Source organism: Novosphingobium oxfordense (genome assembly GCF_044029435.1).
GTDB lineage: Bacteria > Pseudomonadota > Alphaproteobacteria > Sphingomonadales > Sphingomonadaceae > Novosphingobium.
Window position 1 is genome coordinate 584,064 of sequence record NZ_CP147005.1, and the last position, 17,674, is coordinate 601,737.

Here is a 17,674-nt window from a genome sequence, read left to right on the forward strand (position 1 = left end):
CTTGACTAGCGGCCCGCCTTGCTCTTAGGGCGCCCACGAAAAGCCGGGGCGCCATTGCCCCACTAAAAATCCATATCGCCGAGTCCTGTCGAAGGGCGTTATTGGATCCACCTTGGCAGGGTGGCGGAGTGTATCCATGGCCAACGTAACTGTGATCGGCGCCCAGTGGGGCGATGAGGGCAAGGGCAAGATCGTCGACTGGCTGGCAAGCCGGGCTGACGCCGTTGTCCGTTTCCAGGGCGGCCATAACGCCGGCCACACGCTCGTCGTGGGCGAACAGGTCTACAAGCTTTCGCTGCTGCCTTCGGGCATCGTCACCGGCACGCTGTCGATCATCGGCAATGGCGTGGTGCTCGACCCGTGGCACCTGAAGTCCGAAGTCGAGAAGCTGCGCGGCCAGGGCGTTGAGATCAATCCCGAGAACTTCGCGATCGCGGACAATTGCCCGCTGATCCTGCCGCTCCACCGCGACCTTGACGGCCTGCGCGAAACCGCTGCCGGTTCGGGCAAGATCGGCACCACCGGTCGCGGCATCGGCCCGGCTTACGAAGACAAGGTCGGCCGCCGCGCCATCCGCGTCTGCGACCTTGCGCACCTGGACGCGCTGGATTCGCAGCTGGACCGCCTCTGCGCCCATCACGACGCGCTGCGCGCCGGCTTCGGCCAGCCGCCGGTCGATCGTGAAGCGCTGATCAACGAACTGCGCGAGATTGCGCCGTTCGTGCTCCAGTTCGCCCAGCCGGTGTGGAAGCGTCTGAACAAGGTTCGCAAGGCCGGCGCCCGCATCCTGTTCGAAGGCGCGCAGGGCGTGCTGCTCGACGTCGATCACGGCACCTATCCCTTCGTCACCAGCTCGAACACGGTTTCAGGCACGGCGGCTTCGGGTTCGGGCCTTGGCCCCTCGGCCACCGGCTTCGTGCTGGGCATCGTCAAGGCCTACACCACCCGCGTCGGTTCGGGCCCGTTCCCGACCGAGCTGGAGGATGAGACCGGCCAGCGCCTGGGCGAACGTGGCCACGAATTCGGTACCGTCACCGGCCGCAAGCGCCGCTGTGGCTGGTTCGACGCGGTGCTTACCCGCCAATCCTGCGCGATCTCCGGCGTGACTGGCATTGCGCTGACCAAGCTGGACGTGCTCGACGGGTTCGAGAAGGTGAAGATCTGCACCGGCTATCGCCTCAACGGCCCAAATGGCTCTCGGGTGCTGGACTACTTCCCCAGCCACGCCGCCGACCAGGCGAATGTCGAGCCGATCTACGAGGAAATGGACGGCTGGCAGGGCACCACCGCCGGCGCCCGCTCCTGGGCCGATCTGCCCGCACAGGCGATCAAGTACATCCAGCGCGTGCAGGAACTGATCGAAACCCCGGTGGCACTGGTTTCGACCAGCCCCGAGCGCGAGGACACCATCCTCGTACGCGATCCCTTCCTGGATTGATCGGATGCGGCGCGGGCTACAACTCGCGCCGCTTCTGCTTTTGCTGGGCATTGGCACGGTCGATGCCCAGCCCTCGCTTCCCCCATCTGCGCTCCCGCCGGTAGACCTGATCCGCGTGCTCAAGAGCGAGCGGCGCATGGAATTGTGGTCCGGCGGGCGGATCGTCCACGTTATCGACCACATCCAGCTTGGCGACCGGCCGGACGGCCCCAAGCATTTCGAGGGTGACGAACGCACGCCGGAAGGGCGCTATGCGATCGACTGGGGCAACCCGAACAGCGCCTATCACCTATCGCTGCATATCTCCTATCCCGATCCGGCGGACACCGCCTATGCGGCGGAGCGTGGTCGCTCGCCGGGTGGCATGATCATGATTCACGGCCAGCCCAACGGCATGGCAGGGCGCGCGGTGGGCGACTGGACCGATGGCTGCATTGCCGTTTCCAATGCCGAGATCGAGCTGTTGTGGGCAGCCGTGGGTGATGGCACGCCCATCGAAATCCAGCCGTAGGCCGATACGAATAGCCAGAAATGACCGATGCGACATATTCTCCATCGCGCCGGGTGTTTTCAGATTTTTAATGATGGTCTAGGGGGTTTCCCGGAGAGCTAGCTCCCTGTGGAGTCGGATCGAGGAGGCGATCGGGATCGGACCATGCTGCATGATGCGAAACTGAACGATGAACCCGGCCGTCTGGCAGCGCTACAGCGACTGGAGGTGCTCGACACCGCGCCGGAAGAGCCTTTCGAGAACGTGGTTTCGTTGGTGCGCACGGTGCTGGGCGTGCCGATGGCGGCCGTCACCCTGATCGATCAGGATCGCCAGTGGTTCAAGGCGCGCAGCGGGCTGGGCGTCAGCGAAACGCCGCGCAATGTCTCGTTCTGCACCCATGCGATCCGCCAGTCGGAGCCGTTTCTGATCGACGACGCGCGGCTCGACAACCGGTTCGCGGATAATCCCTTCGTAATCGGCGATCCCAATGTTCGCAGCTATGCCGGTATCCCGCTGCTCACCCCCGATGGCTATAACGTGGGCGTGCTCTGCGCGATCGACGACAAGGTGCGCACTTTCACGCCGGGTGAAGTGGATATCCTCGCCAACTTCGCGCGCATCGTCATGAACGAGCTGCAACTGCGCCACATTGCCGAGCGCGACCAGCTTACCGGCGCTTTGACGCGGCGCGGCTTTATCGAGAAGGCGGAGCAGGAAATCGCGCGGTTCCGCCGCTATCACCGGCCGTGCTGTCTGGCGCTGGTGGATATCGACCATTTCAAGGCGGTGAACGACACGTACGGCCATCCGGCGGGCGATGCCGTGCTGCGTGAGATGGTGGCCACCGTCGTCGGTGCGTCGCGCCCGGTGGACTTGCTCGGGCGCCTGGGCGGTGAGGAATTCGCGGTGCTTCTGCCCGAGACGGAGGCTTTCGAGGCGCTGCAAGCGGTGGAGCGGTTTCGCGAGACGCTGGCCGGGCTCGCGATCCCGCTGGCCGATGGCCGCGTCATCCACATCACCGCCAGCTTCGGCATCGCGCCGCTTTCGGATGCGGTGGAGACGGTGGAAGAGTGGATCGCCGCCGCCGATGGCCCGCTCTACGCCGCCAAGCGCGGCGGGCGGAACCGCTGCGAAATGCTGCATTGATCAGGGGCAGGCCGAAGCCTGCCCCCTTTCACATTCAATCGAACCTGAAGGCGGAAATCGCGGTCTTGAGCACAAGGTCGGACCAGACCTTCTCGCCCGCCGCTTCCGATGTGCCCGCCGCGACCATCAGCGGTAGCAGATGCTCCTCGCGCGGGTGGGAGAAGCGACCGCCGGGCGCCTCTGCCCAGAGCGCCAAGGCTTCGGAGCGGGTCTGCGCATCGGATGTGGCGGCGGTGGTCAGCCATTCGTCGAATGCTTGCGACAACGTGGTCGACTGCGGATTGCCGTAGCCGCGCATGTTGTGGAAGCTCATGCCCGAACCGACGATCAGCACGCCTTCGTCGCGCAGCGGGGCGAGCGCCTTGCCGGCGGCGATGTGCAGGGCCGGGTCGAGAGAGCGGTCCAGCGACATTTCCACCACCGGCACGTCCGCCTCCGGCCAGGCTACCTTCAGCGGGATGAACACGCCGTGGTCGTAACCGCGCTGCGCGTCCACGGTGGCGGTGAAGCCGGCGTTTTGCAGCAATTCGGTCGCGTGGGCCGCAAGGCCCGGTGCGCCGGGGGCATCGAAGCGCAGCTCGTAAGTATGCGCGGGGAAGCCGTAGTAATCGAACAGCAGCGGCGGGTTCTGCGCGCCGGTGAAGGCGAAGCCATCCGTTTCCCAATGGCCGGAGACGACCAGGATCGCCTTGGGCGGTTCGGGCAGGCGGGCGGGCAGCGATTGCAGGAATTCCGCCATCGTCGTCCAGTTGCCCTGCGGATCGGGCATGAAGAAGCAGGGGCCGCCGCCGTGCGGGATGAAGAAGCTGGGTTGGCGGGTCATGGGCGTAAATCCTTTCAGACGGTCCGGCCTGACCGGGTGGGAGAAAGCGCGAAAGCGCCGTCACCGATCAGGGCCTGGACGAGGAGGGCGATCGACCAGAATGCGGGATATTCCCAGCCGCCGCCCTTGGAATCGAAGAAGAAGCCATTGGCTCCGTGCACGGTGAAGATCGTGCCGAGCAGCAGCGGGATCAAGGCCAGCGCCACGATGCGCGGCTTGAAGCCCACGATCAGTGCAAGGCCGCCGGCAAGTTCGGCCGCCATCGTCACGTAGGCCAGCGCGGGCGGCAGGCCGATGCTGCCGAAGAACGCGGCGGTTCCGGCGGGAGTGAACACGAACAGCTTCAGCGCGAAGTGCGCCAGAAACGCGGCGCCGAGCGTGACGCGGAGGACAAGAGCGCCGTAGGGGGCGGTGCTGGAAGAGGTGTTGGTCATAGGGGGCTGATCCTTTCGAGCCCTGATCTAGACCTTCGCCCGCATGGTGATAATATCGTCATTCATTGAATGATTTTAAACCATGAGTGTTGAATGGATCGCCTGAAAGGGATCGAGGTTTTCGTGCGCGCCATTCGGCTGGGCGGGCTTTCCGCTGCCGCGCGGGAGCTTTCGATGTCTCCGGCGATGGCGGCGAAGCACCTGAACGCCCTTGAACAGCGCCTTGGCGCGACATTGGTGAACCGTACCACGCGTCGCCTTGCGCTGACCGAGGCTGGGGCGGCCTATCTCGACAAGGCCGAGCGGGTTCTGGCGGAACTGGAGGAAGCCGATGCCGAAGCCATGGCGCAGTCCGCCTCCGTCGAGGGGCTGCTGCGCGTGTCTGGCCCTGCCGCGTTCGGCAATGCCTATCTGGTCGATCTCGTCACCGCGTTCCATGCACTTCACCCGCAGGTGACCATCGAACTGGGCCTCAACGACCGGGTGGTGGACCTGCTGGAGGAGCGCTGGGATGTTGCCGTGCGGATCGGCAAGCTGGCGGACAGCAACCTTGTCGCGCGCAAGCTGGCGCCGGTGCGGATGTCCATCTGCGCATCGCCCGACTATCTGGCGCGGCGCGGCACGCCGGTCTCGATCGACGATCTGCCCGCGCATGATTGTCTTGGGTACACGCTGAGCGGGGAGACCGGCACTACCCGCTGGGGTTTCGGTGCGGACGGCAGTCGGCCGGTGGCGGTGCGGGGATCGCTTCATGCCAACAACGGGCAAGTGCTGGCGAAGGCGGCGATCGCGGGGATGGGGCTGGTCTACGGGCCGCGCTTTTTCGTCGATTGCGCGATTGCCGACGGACGGCTGATCGAACTGGATCTGGGCATGGAACTGATCGATCTGGGCGCGGTTCACGCCGTTACCCATCGCACCCGGCGTCCGGCGGCGAAGACGCGCGCGTGGATCGATTTTCTGGTGGAGCGGCTGCCGCCGATGGCGCAGAACTGGTGATCCCGGGTTACCAAGCCCCGGAAATCATACCCGTACCTTCAATCCGCCCTCAGAAATCGACGGCGATCCCGTTACGCACCCAATCGCCATAGCGGGTGGGGGAGATCCCGTCCGGGTCTTCCTCATCCGCCTTGGCCGCCTCTTGGGGAGAGGGTTGGGGCGCGGGGTCGTTCGTCCAGTGGGCGGGCTTCTTGAAGCCTTCGGGACGTTTGGTGGCGCGTTCGGTCATCCGGCCCATGTGGTGTGGGTGGCGTAAAAACGCAATCCGTTATAGGGGCCGTCGATGGACATTCCCGGCCTTCCCGCGCGCCGTGCCGCGCTAAACCTTATCGATGCCGTCTTGCGGCGGGGTGAAACGCTTGACCAGGCGGCAGGCACTGCGCTTGCCCGTGTGAGCGGGGACGCCGACCGGGCGCTGGCCCGCGCCATTGCCGGCGAAGTGCTGCGCTGGCGCACCGACCTGGACGAACTGATCAATTCCGCCACGCGCCTGCCGCTGGCGGACGATGCCAAGGCGCGCGCGGTGCTGGAAATCATGCTGGTGCAAGTGCTGCGGCTGGAAACGCCCGCGCATGCCGTGATCGCCACCGGCCTGCCGCTGCTGATGGGCGGCCCGCGCCGCCTTGCCCACGGCGTGTTCTCCACCCTGACCAAGCGTGAAGTGGCGCTGCCCGAAGTGCCGACTTTGCCCGATGCGGTGATGGAGCGCTGGGGCGAGCATGGCATGGCCATGGCCGCCGGTCTGGCCGCGCCGCCCCCGCTCGATCTTGCGCTGCGCGATCCGGCCGAGACGCAGGAATGGGCCGAACGGCTGGGCGGCATTTCGCTGATGCCGGGCCATGTCCGCCTGTCGCGCGGCACCGCGATCGAGCATCTGGAAGGGTTCAAGGACGGCGCCTGGTGGGTGCAGGACCTTGCCGCCAGCTTGCCCGCGCGCCTGTTGGGTGCGGGAGAGGGCCGCAAAGCACTGGACCTTTGCGCCGCCCCCGGCGGCAAGACGCTGCAACTGGCCGCCGCCGGTTGGGACGTGACTGCGCTGGACTTGTCCAAGCGCCGGTTGGAACGCCTGCGCGACAATCTGAAGCGTACAGACCTTACGGCCGAGATCGTGCAGGCCGATGCGCTGAAGTGGGAGCCGGAGGAGAAGTTCGACGCGATCCTGCTGGACGCGCCCTGCACCGCCACCGGCACCGCGCGCCGCCATCCGGATGTGCTGCACCGCATCGGCGAGCGCCAGATCGCGGAAATGACCGAGATCCAGACCGCCATGCTGGAACGCGCGGCCACATGGCTGAAGCCGGGCGGCAAGCTGGTCTACGCGGTCTGCTCGATGGAGCCGGAAGAGGGTGAGGCGCAGGCCGCCAAAGTCGCGCTGGCGCCGGTGCCGATCGGCGCCGATGAACTGCCCGCCGGCCTCGCGCCGACGGCCGAAGGCTGGCTGCGCACCGATCCGGGAATGCTGGCGGACGAGGGCGGCCTGGACGGCTTCTTCGTTGGGCGCTGGCAGAAAGACTAAGGCTTTGCTGAGGGGCGGCGGGAAGACCGTCGTCCCTATTGCGTATTCCTACCGAGAATCAGCATTGCGGCGACTCGCCATGCTCTGTCATGTATGCGCACGGATGTGGGCTAGGGGTGGCTTGCTCCGCGCTGCAGGATTGCCACGCGGTCTTACGTGAACTCTCTTGGGGAGTAGTCGCGATGGTGCAGTGGATAAGCTCCAACTTCCGTTGCCTGTTCAACCGCCACGAACCCGTCCACGATGACGTGACGTGGGACGGCGCCCATTACATCAGCAACTGCCATAGGTGTGGCAGCGGCGTGCGCCGGGAAAGCCAGGGCGTCTGGCGGCGGGACTGGCTGCAGCTTTAAAGCCGCTCAGCCCGCCTTGCGGCGGCGGCCGAGCAGGCCGCCCAGTTGGCGGCGGAACAGCAGCGCACCCAGACCCAGCGCGAAGATCGAGAGTACGCCCGGTTCGGGAACGGACGTGCTGCCGCCGGACGTCGAAGGCGGGTTCGGATCGCTCGGAACGGTGTAGCCGCCGGTATAGGTGCCGACGTGCATCTCGCCATTCTGGACAAGACTGCCGAATACGGCGGAGCCCTGGATATAGTTCGACGTAGTGGCCGCCGCGCCCGGGGCCAGCACCGATCCGCCCCAGGCGGTGGTCAGCGACAGGTCGTCCGCCTCGTAGAAGTTCCAGATAACGTGTTCGCCAAGGTTCTGGGTGCCGCCGAGGAAGTTGTCGTTCAGCTTGATGGACGTGCCGGAAACGTTGACGATCGCGGTGTCCGCGCCGTTCAGGTTGAACTTGATCTCACCGATCTTGTCGAGGTCGGCGGCGGAGATGTTGAACACGGCCACGCCGCTGCTGTCCGGCTGGGCGGTGAAAGTGCCGGTATTGCCGCTTATCGAAAGCTGGCTGTTGGCCGCCTGCGTGCTCATCGAATGGCTCAGGCTCTCCATCGAGGTGGATATCAGGCTTTTCTGCTGCGCCAGGTCCTGCGTGAACTGCGGGTTGCTGGCGGCAAGGCCGGAATTGACGGTGTTGTTGTTGACGTTGGTGTTGCTGATCGTGCCGCCCACCAGCACCGTCTGCGCGGCGCCGTTGAGGTTCAGCCCGCTGTTGACGTTACCGCCGACGACCGCGCCCGAACCGTTGTTCAGGTTCTTGTAGCCGCCGTTGACATCGCCCACCACGGTCAGACCCGGCGTGCCCGTGCTGGAGGCGGGCAGGGCGGTGATCTGGTAGTTCGAGGCATTGCCGTCGAGATTGCCACCCACGAACGTGCGGCCCTCAACCTCGGAAGAGGAGGTCAGATCGCCCAGCACCACCAGGTTCCAGGTCTTCAGCACGTCTATTCCCGCGATGTCGGACGATGCCAGCACCGGGCTGGCCGCAAAGGCCACGGCCGCAACTGCGACGGACAGGGAAAGCTTGCTGAAACGAGACATCGGTGGGGTTCGCCAAGATAGAAGGAATCAGGGGAGACTAGGTACTTGCGCCGGAGGGTTTGGAAACCTTCCGTTTCGCTTTGTCTCGCGGTGGGACAGGGATGGACGCTACTGGTAAAAGCGGGGTTAACCGTGGTCGGGGGCGTCAACAAGCCGCGCCGGGAATCATCCCGTAGGCCTGCCCTCCCAATTCCCGTCATCCCCGCGAAGGCGGGGATCCCGCTTGTTCTTCCGCCGTCGTGCATGGCGCAAGGAAAGCGGGGCCCCCGCCTTCGCGGGGGCGACGGAGTGAGTGATTGAGAATTTCGGACGGGGGCCGGGAATTCGGTTCTAGCCCGTACTATAAAAATCGGCGCCGATCCCATGGACCGGCGCCGATATTGTCTCAGCCCTTGACCTTGTTCTGGAAGCTCTTGCGCAGCTTCATCAGCTTGGGCGGGATCACCGCCAGGCAGTAGGGGTTACGCTGGCCTTCGCCGTCCCAGTATTCCTGGTGATAGTCCTCAGCCGGATACCACGCGTCGTTCTGCTTGCCGTCGGCGAAGCCCTCGATCGTGGTGACGACCTTGCCGCCGTTGTCCTCGTTCGAACGGGCGAGGGCGGCTTCGGCCTCGGCGGCCTGCGCGTCGTCCAGCGGGAAGATGGCGGAGCGGTACTGGGTGCCCACGTCGTTGCCCTGGCGGTTCAGCTGCGTCGGGTCATGCGTGCCCATGAACACGTCCAACAGATCGCCGTAGGAGAGGACGGAGGGATCGTAGTTGACCCGGATCGCCTCTGCATGGCCGGTGGTGCCTTCGCACACCTGCTTGTAGGTGGGGTTGGCGACGGTGCCGCCGATATAGCCGCTTTCGACCGAGTCTACGCCGATAACGTCGCGGAACACCGCTTCGGTGCACCAGAAGCATCCGCCTGCAACGATTGCCGTTTCCATTGGTACCTTGATCCTCATGAGGGGGAATTTGGTCGCTAGATAGGTACACTTTGGCGGCTTGTCATTGGCAGAGAGGCAACTACCTTCACCGCAACGATACGCCTGACATTCAGCCTCACATTCTGGAGACTCGCCATGCGCCGCGCCCTGATCGCCCTTTCGACGTTCCTCGGCGTGCTCGCCGCACCGATTTCCGCAACGGCTGCTGAAGAAAAGACCGAGGCGCAGGCCTGCAAGGGGTGCGAGGCGCTGCTGGAACTGGCCGCCGCCAACCCGCTGCGCGAGGCGGATCGGGCGCGCGACAAGTATCGCCATCCAGTGGAAACGCTCAGCTTCTTCCGCGTGGGCCCGACCATGAAGGTGGGCGAATATGCGCCGGGCGGGGAGTGGTATTCGCGCCTGCTGGGGCTTTACCTTGGCCAGCAGGGCCATCTGGTGGGCCTCTACTACAACCCGGACAGCCCGGCCTTCAAGCCGGAGACGCAGGCGAACATCCGCAAGGATGCGGGCGAATACCCTGCGGACGTGGCGAAATTCACCGGCCTGCCGGCGGACCGTTTCGCAGCCTATACCACCGGATCGATCCCGGCGGGTGAGAAGGGCACGTTCGACGTGATCATCGTGCCGCGCATGCTGCACAACCTGCTGCGTTGGAACATCGCCGCCAGCGAATTCGCCGCGATGCGCGATCTGCTGAAGCCCGGCGGGCTGATCGGCATTGAACAGCATCGCGCCAAGGCCGATGCGCCGGACGCCTATGCCGATGGCTCCAAGGGCTATCTGAAGCAGGCGGACGTGATCAAGTTCATGGAAGCGCAGGGCTTCGACCTTGTCGGCACGTCCGAGATCGAGGCAAATCCCAAGGACAGCGCCAACTGGCCCGACGGCGTCTGGACCCTGCCGCCGACGCTGGCGCTGAAGGATCAGGACCGCGCCAAGTACCTCGCCATCGGCGAGAGTGACCGCATGACGCTTCTGTTCCGCAAGCGAGGCTGATAGGGGCCCGCACATGACCGAAATTACCGTTGCCGCGCTCCAGCTCGCGCTCAATTCCGCCGACGAGGGCGAGAACATCGCCGCCGTCTCCACGCTGGTGGAGGAAGCCGCCGCCAAGGGCGCGCAGATCGTGCTGCCGCCCGAGCTGTTCTCCGGCCCCTACTTCTGCAAGACCGAGGAAGAGGAACTCTTCGCGATCGCCCGTCCGACGAACGAGCATCCCTCGGTCATCGCGATGAAGGCCTTGGCGGCGAAGCTGAAGGTGGTGATCCCCACCAGCTTCTTCGAACGCGACGGGCACCACTACTACAACACGCTGGCGATGATCGGCACCGATGGAGAGATCATCGGCACCTATCGTAAGAGCCACATTCCGGACGGCCCGGGTTACGAAGAGAAGTACTACTTCCGCCCCGGCAACGACGGATTCAAGGTGTGGGACGTTCTCGGCACCAAGGTAGGCATCGGCGTGTGCTGGGATCAGTGGTATCCCGAATGCGCGCGCGTGATGGCGCTGATGGGCGCGGAACTGCTGTTCTATCCCACCGCCATCGGCTCCGAACCCTATGACGCCACGCTGGACACCAGCCGCATGTGGCGCCGGGCGATGGTGGGTCACTCGGTATCGAACTGCATGCCGGTGATCGCCGCTAACCGCATCGGCGTCGAATCGGAATGTGGGACGGAGCAGACCTTCTACGGCCACTCGTTCATCACCGACGAATGGGGCGATTACGTCGCGGAGTTCGGCAAGGAGGAGACCGGCGTGCTGGTCTCCACGCTAGATCTTGCCCGCGCCGCCAAGCACCGCGCCGGCATGGGCTTCTTCCGCGATCGCCGCCCGCAGCTCTATACGCGCATCGCGCAGGACATCTGAACAAACGCATTTGGGGGAGCCGGGCATTTTGGCAAAGCATAGGTATCTTGTCGCGCTCGGCTCCAACATGCGCCATCCGCGCCACGGCGGCCCGCGCAAAGTGCTGGCCGCCGCGCTGGATGCGCTGGATAACGGCAAGTACGAGGTATTGGCCGCCTCCCCGGTGATCGAAAGCGCGCCGATCGGCCCTTCGCGCCGGCGCTATGCCAACGCCGTGGCGCTGGTGCGCAGTAAGCGTGATCCGGACGAATTGCTGCACAAGCTGCACAAGATCGAACACAAGTTCGGCCGCCGCCGCATGGGCGCTGCCTGGGGTTCGCGCGTGCTGGATCTCGATATCGTGCTTTGGGACGGCGGCCCGTGGGCGGCGGGAGAAGGCATGGAAAGCCTGGTTATCCCCCATCCTGCATTCCGCTCACGCGACTTCGTACTCGGCCCCGCGCGCCGGATTGCGGGCACCTGGCGCGATCCATTGACAGGTCTGACGATAAACCACCTTCATGCCCGCTTGACCAAGGCCCGGCCTGCCCCTAGGTGACCCCTTCCGCTGCCGTTCACGACAGCGCCCGGTAACGGGGGCCCTTAGCTCAGTCGGTAGAGCAACTGACTTTTAATCAGTAGGTCGCTGGTTCGAACCCAGCAGGGCTCACCACCTTTTCCGCCATCGTTTTTCGGCATTGCCACCCGCACCCCAAGGCGGGCGGAGAAGATGGCGTGCCTCCTAGTTTCGGGCTCCATCGCCCAGTTCCGGCGAGAATCGCCAACCGGCGGAAGAAGTGTTAGCATTCCGGTCGTTAGGACACCCGATGACCAGATCGCCCTTGGACGAAGAGCTTGACGAGATCCGCACGCCCAGTGCTGCCGAACTGGACGGGATGGAAGCGGACGTCCGCAGCCGGATCCGGTACGATCTGCGGTTCATGCTCGTCGCCCTTGCAGTCGCCACGGTGTTGAGCCTGACAGGTCTTCTCTACTACCTCTGAAGCATGCGGTTCGCCGCGTTCCTGCCTTTGTCGCGCCATTTTCCTTGCGCCCACGATAGGGCAGATATCCTATAACGTATTGGATTCACCGCGATATTCGCGCGGCGCCGGGTTGTGTGCGATAGAGTTCAGTCCGTCCGACACAGTGTCGGGAAAAGTCCTCCTATAATGGCCATGTCTGCCAACGTCCCGGAAGAGGACTTTCATGCGTTTTGCCATTCTTTCGGGGCTCGCTCCGATCGTAGTTCTGATTTCGCCCCCCGTTCATGCACAGGAAGAATCCCCCGCCATCACCGTCTCTGGCGGTGTTACCCTGATCAGCGATTACCGTTTTCGTGGCATCTCGCTCACGGGCAAGGATCCCGCGATCCAGGGCACCATCAACCTGGCGCACAAGAGCGGCGTCTACGTCGGTACCTGGGGTTCGTCCCTTGGCATGGGTGACCGTTACGGCCCTACCGAGGTCGATCTCTACGGCGGCTGGGCGGGCAATCTTGCCAAGCACACCAGCCTTGACGTGGCCCTGGCCTACTACAGCTATCCCGGCGGCGAAGGCACCGGGAAGATCGAGTATTTCGAAACCACCGCCAAGCTGACCCATGACTTCGGCCCGGTGCGCGGGACGATCGGCAGCGGCTATAGCTGGGACCAGTCGGCGCTGGGCGGCGATCACCTCTATCTGTTCGGTGAAGCGGCTGCGCCGGTTCCCGGCACCCCGGTGACGCTGCGCGCCCATGGCGGCCGCAGCAAGGGTGCGCTCAGCCCCAAGCCGGGCGGCTATTACGATTGGTCGCTGGGCGCCGACGTGGCGGTCAGCAAGCTGACCTTCGGCATTTCCTACATCGATACCAACCTCAGCCACGGCAACCAGGCCGACGGCGCCGCGCTGTTTTCCGTCAGCGCCGGCTTCTGATCCTCCGTTTTGCAGGAGCTAGAACAATGACTGAACTGTTCCGCCGCATGCACATAGCGGGCAAGCTGATGACGGTCGCCGGACTGGCGATCGCCTTGCTGCTCCTGCTCGGCTTTTCCGCCGTCGTCTTCGAGACGGGCAATGCCGTAGGCAAGCTGTCCGACGATGCCGCCGTTGCCCAGGCCAAGGCCGAAGGCAATCAGGTGAAGGCCGACTTCGCCACGTTCGAAGCCACCGCCCGCGCCATGAGCTCGGCCCTTGGCAAGATGCACGCCAGCGGCACGCGCGATCGCGGCATTGCCGTGACGGTGCTGAAGACCGATCTGCTGGAATCGAAGGCCGCACTGGGCAGCTGGGTGATGATCACCCCCGGCCAGTGGGACGGCCCGGAGGCCGGCAAGGGCAACCTTCCAGGCTCTGCGCCCAACGGCAATTTCTCGCCCTACTGGGTGAAGAGCAACGGTGCGCTGACCATGCAGCCCAACAATGAGGCAGGCGCGTTCGACAAGCCGTACTTCCGTCAGGCGTTCGACAGCGGCAAGGGCGCGCTGGTCGATCCCTATGCCTATGACCTCAACGGCAAGCAGGTGCTGATGACTTCCATCACCCAGCCGGTCCGTTCGGGCGACAAGGTGATCGGCGTGGTCGGCGTGGATATGGAACTGGGCACGATTTCGGAGCGCCTTGGCGCACTGAAGCCGTTCGGCACCGGTCATGTCATGCTGCTGTCCTCCGCGGCGACCTGGGTGGCGAACCCCGATGCTGCGGTGCTGGGCAAGGCTTATGCCGAGCCCGGCCTTGACGATGTGAAGGCGGCGCTTTCCACGGGTGAGACGAAGGTTCTGCCCAATCTGGAAATCGGCGGCGTGGCGACGCGCCGCGTGATCCTGCCCATTGCGCTGGACAACCTCAATGCCACCTGGGCCCTGGTGCTCGACGTTCCCGAAGCCACTGTTTCGGCGCCGGCGCGCTCGATCGGCTGGCAGCTGGTTGTCGGTGGTCTGGTCATCGTCGGTGCTGTTCTGGCCAGCCTGTTCTTCGCTGCCGGCGGCATCATCGGCCGCCCGATGGCCAAGCTGAGCGATGCCGTGGACCGTCTGGCGAAGGGCGAGAACTGCACGATCCCCGAACTCGACCGTGAGGACGAGATCGGCACCATGGCGCGCGCTGCCGACGTGTTCCGTCAGGCTGCTGCCGACCGGGCCGAGGCCGACCATCGCGCTGCCGAAGAGCAGAAGATCGTCACCAGCGCCGTGGGCGCAGGGCTCGATGCCCTGACGCGCGGCGATCTTACCGCCGAGATCAAGGTGCCGTTCCCGGCCGGCTATGCCGCGCTGAAGGATAACTTCAACGCCGCGCTGGGCGAACTGCGCCGTATGATCGGTGCCGTCGCGCTCAGCGCCGGGGGCATCCGCTCGGGCTCGATGGAAATCGCGCAGGCATCGGAAGACCTTGCCCGTCGCACCGAAGCCAATGCCGCCAGCCTGGAAGAAACTTCGGCCGCACTGGTGCAGATCGACCAGCGCCTGAAGGCATCGGCCACGGCTTCGGCACAGACCGTTACTCGCGCCGACGAAGCGCTGACCACCGTTGCGGGCGGCCGTGCGGTTGCCGGTGAGGCGGTCGCGGCGATGGACCGCGTCAGCCTGAGTGCCAAGGGCATCGACCAGGTGATCGAGGGCGTGGACAAGATCGCCTTCCAGACCCGCGTCCTTGCCATGAACGCGGCGGTCGAGGCCGGCCGTGCGGGTGATGCCGGTCGTGGTTTCGCGGTTGTGGCCGATCTCGTCTCGGCACTCGCCATGCGGGCCGAGGAAGAGGCCAAGCGCGCGCGCGATCAGCTTACCGTGACGCAGACCGACATCGTCACCGCCGTGGATGCGGTGCAGCGCGTGGATGGCGCGTTCGAGCACATCTCGGGCGGCGTCGGCGAAGTGCACAAGCTGCTGGGCCAGATGGCGGAGGACAACCAGGCGCAGTCCACCGCGATCAGCCAGATCAGCGTGGCGGTTTCGACCATGGACCACTCGACCCAGCAGAACGCGGCGATGGTGGAGGAAACCTCTGCCGCTGCACGCAACCTGACGACCGAGGCGACCTCGCTGAACGATCAGGCGGCGCGTTTCGACACCGGCGAGTATCGCGGTTCGGCGCGGCTCTCCTCGGTGGCCTGACCGACGCTGACATAGCCTTCGGGTAAAGCAAAGGCCCGCGGATCGATGCGATCCGCGGGCCTTTTCGTGTTGGCGTTGGTGTTGGGGCTATCGCGATGACTCAGTGACGTTAGGCTGAGATCAGAAAGACAATCGCCCTATCAATCTCGTCATCCCCGCGAAGGCGGGGATCCCGCTTGTTCTTCGGGCGTCGTGCGTGGCGCAAGAGAAGCGGGGCCCCCGCCTTCGCGGGGGCGACGGAGTGTTTTGTGCAAAAAAGGACGTCAAACGGTCGTTTGGAGTGGCGGGTCTCACTCGCCCGGCTTGTATGTCCGCGTGGTATGCCCGGCCAGATCTTCCGGGTAGAAGTAAACCGGCCGCAAAGCGCCATCGGCATAGCGCTGCGCCTGATCGCGGAAGTGGGGAGAGGCCGGATCGCCGCTCTGCCCGCCGGCGCTCACCGCCCAGGCGCGCACTTTGGGACCGAACTCCACCACGGCGACGAAGCTGTTGCCGCTGGTGCCATAGTACTTGGTCGTATTCGGATAAGGCTTGGCCCCGAACGAGGCGAGCGAGCCCCAGATCGCCGAAGTGAAAGGCACCGGCAGAGAGGCTTGCGCATCGTCGAAATGCGGTGTGATCGCGGCGTCCAGCCGCTGGAAGCGGTTGACCTCTCCCCAGGCGACCTGCCAGCCGCCGAAGTCGCGCGTCAGCCGGTCCACCGCTTCCAACAGCGCGGCCAGGCGCTGCTCGGGCGTGGTGCGCTGGGCGATGAAGTCAGGCAGGTTCAGCCGCGCCTTCTTGGCATCGGCGTTGAACTTGCCGCCCAGCGTATCGCCCCAGAACACCGCCAGCGTGGTCTCCTTCGACTGATAGCCCCACCGGCAATCCCAGCCGCGCAGCAGGGCGATCGGGGCTGAGAGCTTGGCCTTCAGCGGATTGGCGGCGGGGAGGGCGTCGTAATCGGCGGCAAGCTGTGGCAGCAGTACCGCGAAGGCAGGCAGATGGCTGTCGTAAGCGGCGGCGATCAGACGCTCGGGCGTGAAGTCGTGCTTGCCGGTCAGCACTTCGTCGGCATGGACGCCGCGATAGTTGGGGCCCACCTGATCCATGTAGCGCGGGAAATCGGCGGCCTTGGGGCTATCCGGCCCGGCGGCATCCCACGGCCAATCGTTGGTGTTGTGCACCCAGCCGACCTTGGGGTTGAGCACGTTGGGCAGCGTCTTGATCGTGTGCAGGCCCTTCCAGTCGGTGGCGGGATCGGCACCGTCGACCGGATCGCGATAGTCGAAGCGGTTGTCGCGCAGCGGCACGAACTGCGGGTGGAGATAGGCGATCTCCCCATTGGCGTCGGCGAGCAGCGTGTCGTTGGAGGAATTGGCCTGCGCTTCGGCGACCTTCATGTAGGAAGCAAGGTCGCTGGTCTTGGTTCGCAGCCAGCTTTGCTGAAGCGCCGGGATCGGCTTCCACATCAGCGCCTCGGCAATCCACTTGCCGCCGTCCTCGGCGACGATGGGGCCGTGATGCGTGCGATACGTGGTGAAGCTGCGCGTGCCCATCGTGCCGTCCGGCTGGCGGAAGGAGAGGGCGATCTCCCGTGTTTCGACGGGGCGCAGCTCATTGCCGTAGCGGTAGAGGGTGCGCCCGTCCTTGCTTTCGATGGTCTCCGCAAACTGGTCGATATTGTCGACCGTGGAGGAGGTGTGCATCCAGCCGATCTTCGGGTTGAAGCCCTGATAGATGAAGAACTGGCCCCAGGTGGACGCGCCATAGGCATTGAGCCCGGCGTCGCTGGTCATCTGCAATTCGGCGCGGAAGTAGAAGCTGGTGTGCGGGTTGATCAGCAGCAGTGCGTGGCCGTTCGCGGTGTTGGCGGGCGCGATGGCGATGCCGTTGGAGCCGCTGGGTTCCCGCATCAGCGCGCCGGTTTCCAGCGCGGTGGGCGGAATGCGGCGATGCTCATAGAAACCCTGAAGCTTGGTGAGCGAGATCTGCTCGATATCGCCGCCGATGCTGCCTTCGGTGAACGAGAGCGCCATCCACGGCTCGAAACGGGTCAGCACCTTCGGCTTCACGGTGGGGTGGGTGGCCAGGTAATAGTTCAGCCCGTCCGCCCAGCTATCCATCAGCGCGCGCAGCCATTGCGGGCTCTGCTTGTATTGCGCCTTCAGTTGCTCCGGATTGACGAACAGGCGCTGGCGAAGGTCCTGCCAGATCGCGCTTTCGCCTTGGGCTTCGGCAGTGCGGCCAAGCGCGGTGAGGTAGTTCGCCTCCACGCGCGGAAAATCGTCTTCCGCCTGCGTGTAGATTGCGCCGAACACGGCATCGGCGTCGGTCTTGCCGTGGACGTGGGCAATGCCCCAGTCGTCGCGCGTGATGGTGACGCGCGCGGCCTCAGCCTTCCAGCGGGCCATGTCGTCGGAGGCGGCATGGGCGGCGGCGGGCGCGGCGATAGCGGTTAGGAGAAGGGCGGCGCGGAAGGTGAACTGCATGGCTTTCAGCTATCGCCCGAAAGCCGGCCGGGCAAGGCCATTGG

At 65.0% G+C, this 17,674-nt stretch carries 18 protein-coding genes and 1 tRNA gene; 13 read left to right on the forward strand and 6 right to left on the reverse strand.

Going from position 1 to position 17,674, the window contains the following annotated elements; translation table 11 throughout:
- Positions 1–136: 136 nt before the first annotated feature.
- From WBP07_RS02600 to WBP07_RS02610, 3 genes are all read left to right on the forward strand, one after another.
- Positions 137–1,438, forward strand: a complete 1,302-nt coding sequence (locus tag WBP07_RS02600) for an adenylosuccinate synthase (protein WP_395394094.1) — start codon at positions 137–139, stop codon at positions 1,436–1,438.
- Positions 1,439–1,442: 4 nt separating this feature from the next.
- Complete coding sequence (locus WBP07_RS02605) at positions 1,443–1,949, forward strand: murein L,D-transpeptidase family protein (RefSeq protein WP_395394096.1); 507 nt, start codon at positions 1,443–1,445, stop codon at positions 1,947–1,949.
- A gap of 147 nt (positions 1,950–2,096) precedes the next feature.
- Positions 2,097–3,077 carry a diguanylate cyclase gene (locus WBP07_RS02610; protein ID WP_395395706.1) on the forward strand — a complete coding sequence of 327 codons (981 nt, stop codon included), beginning with the start codon at positions 2,097–2,099 and terminating at the stop codon, positions 3,075–3,077.
- Between the two features lie 34 nt (positions 3,078–3,111).
- Here the strand turns inward: WBP07_RS02610 and WBP07_RS02615 are convergent, their stop codons facing one another.
- The gene (locus WBP07_RS02615; RefSeq protein WP_395394097.1) at positions 3,112–3,900 is read right to left on the reverse strand and encodes a DODA-type extradiol aromatic ring-opening family dioxygenase; all 789 of its coding nucleotides are present in this window, start codon (positions 3,898–3,900) and stop codon (positions 3,112–3,114) included.
- A gap of 14 nt (positions 3,901–3,914) precedes the next feature.
- Positions 3,915–4,334, reverse strand: coding sequence for a DoxX family protein (locus WBP07_RS02620; RefSeq protein ID WP_395394099.1), 420 nt, complete (start codon positions 4,332–4,334; stop codon positions 3,915–3,917).
- A gap of 93 nt (positions 4,335–4,427) precedes the next feature.
- Between WBP07_RS02620 and WBP07_RS02625 the strand changes: the two genes are divergently transcribed.
- A complete protein-coding gene (locus WBP07_RS02625) occupies positions 4,428–5,333 on the forward strand; it encodes a LysR family transcriptional regulator (RefSeq protein ID WP_395394101.1) in 906 nt (301 codons plus the stop codon).
- A gap of 49 nt (positions 5,334–5,382) precedes the next feature.
- On the opposite strand, the gene WBP07_RS02630 is transcribed toward WBP07_RS02625, so the two are convergent.
- The gene (locus WBP07_RS02630) at positions 5,383–5,562 is read right to left on the reverse strand and encodes a DUF1674 domain-containing protein (protein WP_395394103.1); all 180 of its coding nucleotides are present in this window, start codon (positions 5,560–5,562) and stop codon (positions 5,383–5,385) included.
- Between the two features lie 54 nt (positions 5,563–5,616).
- On the opposite strand from WBP07_RS02630, the gene WBP07_RS02635 reads away from it, so the two are divergent.
- On the forward strand, positions 5,617–6,849 hold the full coding sequence (locus tag WBP07_RS02635) for an RsmB/NOP family class I SAM-dependent RNA methyltransferase (RefSeq protein ID WP_395394105.1): 1,233 nt from the start codon (positions 5,617–5,619) through the stop codon (positions 6,847–6,849).
- A gap of 182 nt (positions 6,850–7,031) precedes the next feature.
- Positions 7,032–7,202 (forward strand): hypothetical protein, encoded by a 171-nt coding sequence (locus tag WBP07_RS02640; protein WP_395394106.1) that lies wholly within the window; start codon positions 7,032–7,034, stop codon positions 7,200–7,202.
- Positions 7,203–7,208: 6 nt separating this feature from the next.
- Here the strand turns inward: WBP07_RS02640 and WBP07_RS02645 are convergent, their stop codons facing one another.
- Together WBP07_RS02645 and msrA are read right to left on the reverse strand one after the other, a co-directional pair.
- Positions 7,209–8,285, reverse strand: coding sequence for a choice-of-anchor A family protein (locus tag WBP07_RS02645; protein ID WP_395394108.1), 1,077 nt, complete (start codon positions 8,283–8,285; stop codon positions 7,209–7,211).
- Positions 8,286–8,670: 385 nt separating this feature from the next.
- Positions 8,671–9,216: a peptide-methionine (S)-S-oxide reductase MsrA gene (gene msrA / locus WBP07_RS02650; RefSeq protein ID WP_395394110.1), complete on the reverse strand. Its 546-nt coding sequence runs from the start codon at positions 9,214–9,216 to the stop codon at positions 8,671–8,673.
- A 135-nt stretch (positions 9,217–9,351) separates the two neighbouring features.
- Between msrA and WBP07_RS02655 the strand changes: the two genes are divergently transcribed.
- The 7 genes from WBP07_RS02655 (at position 9,352) to WBP07_RS02685 (ending at position 15,159) form a co-directional block, all read left to right on the forward strand.
- Positions 9,352–10,212: a class I SAM-dependent methyltransferase gene (locus WBP07_RS02655; RefSeq protein ID WP_395394111.1), complete on the forward strand. Its 861-nt coding sequence runs from the start codon at positions 9,352–9,354 to the stop codon at positions 10,210–10,212.
- A gap of 13 nt (positions 10,213–10,225) precedes the next feature.
- The gene (gene aguB / locus WBP07_RS02660; protein WP_395394112.1) at positions 10,226–11,089 is read left to right on the forward strand and encodes an N-carbamoylputrescine amidase; all 864 of its coding nucleotides are present in this window, start codon (positions 10,226–10,228) and stop codon (positions 11,087–11,089) included.
- A 28-nt stretch (positions 11,090–11,117) separates the two neighbouring features.
- Positions 11,118–11,627, forward strand: a complete 510-nt coding sequence (gene folK, locus WBP07_RS02665) for a 2-amino-4-hydroxy-6-hydroxymethyldihydropteridine diphosphokinase (RefSeq protein WP_395394113.1) — start codon at positions 11,118–11,120, stop codon at positions 11,625–11,627.
- A gap of 38 nt (positions 11,628–11,665) precedes the next feature.
- Positions 11,666–11,741, forward strand: a tRNA-Lys gene (locus WBP07_RS02670).
- Between the two features lie 154 nt (positions 11,742–11,895).
- Positions 11,896–12,072 carry a hypothetical protein gene (locus tag WBP07_RS02675; protein WP_395394114.1) on the forward strand — a complete coding sequence of 59 codons (177 nt, stop codon included), beginning with the start codon at positions 11,896–11,898 and terminating at the stop codon, positions 12,070–12,072.
- A 205-nt stretch (positions 12,073–12,277) separates the two neighbouring features.
- On the forward strand, positions 12,278–12,985 hold the full coding sequence (locus WBP07_RS02680) for a TorF family putative porin (RefSeq protein ID WP_395394115.1): 708 nt from the start codon (positions 12,278–12,280) through the stop codon (positions 12,983–12,985).
- 26 nt (positions 12,986–13,011) lie between these two features.
- Positions 13,012–15,159 carry a methyl-accepting chemotaxis protein gene (locus WBP07_RS02685; RefSeq protein WP_395394117.1) on the forward strand — a complete coding sequence of 716 codons (2,148 nt, stop codon included), beginning with the start codon at positions 13,012–13,014 and terminating at the stop codon, positions 15,157–15,159.
- A gap of 290 nt (positions 15,160–15,449) precedes the next feature.
- Here WBP07_RS02685 and WBP07_RS02690 read toward each other — a convergent pair whose 3' ends face one another.
- Positions 15,450–17,630: a penicillin acylase family protein gene (locus WBP07_RS02690; RefSeq protein WP_395394118.1), complete on the reverse strand. Its 2,181-nt coding sequence runs from the start codon at positions 17,628–17,630 to the stop codon at positions 15,450–15,452.
- Positions 17,631–17,674: the final 44 nt, after the last annotated feature.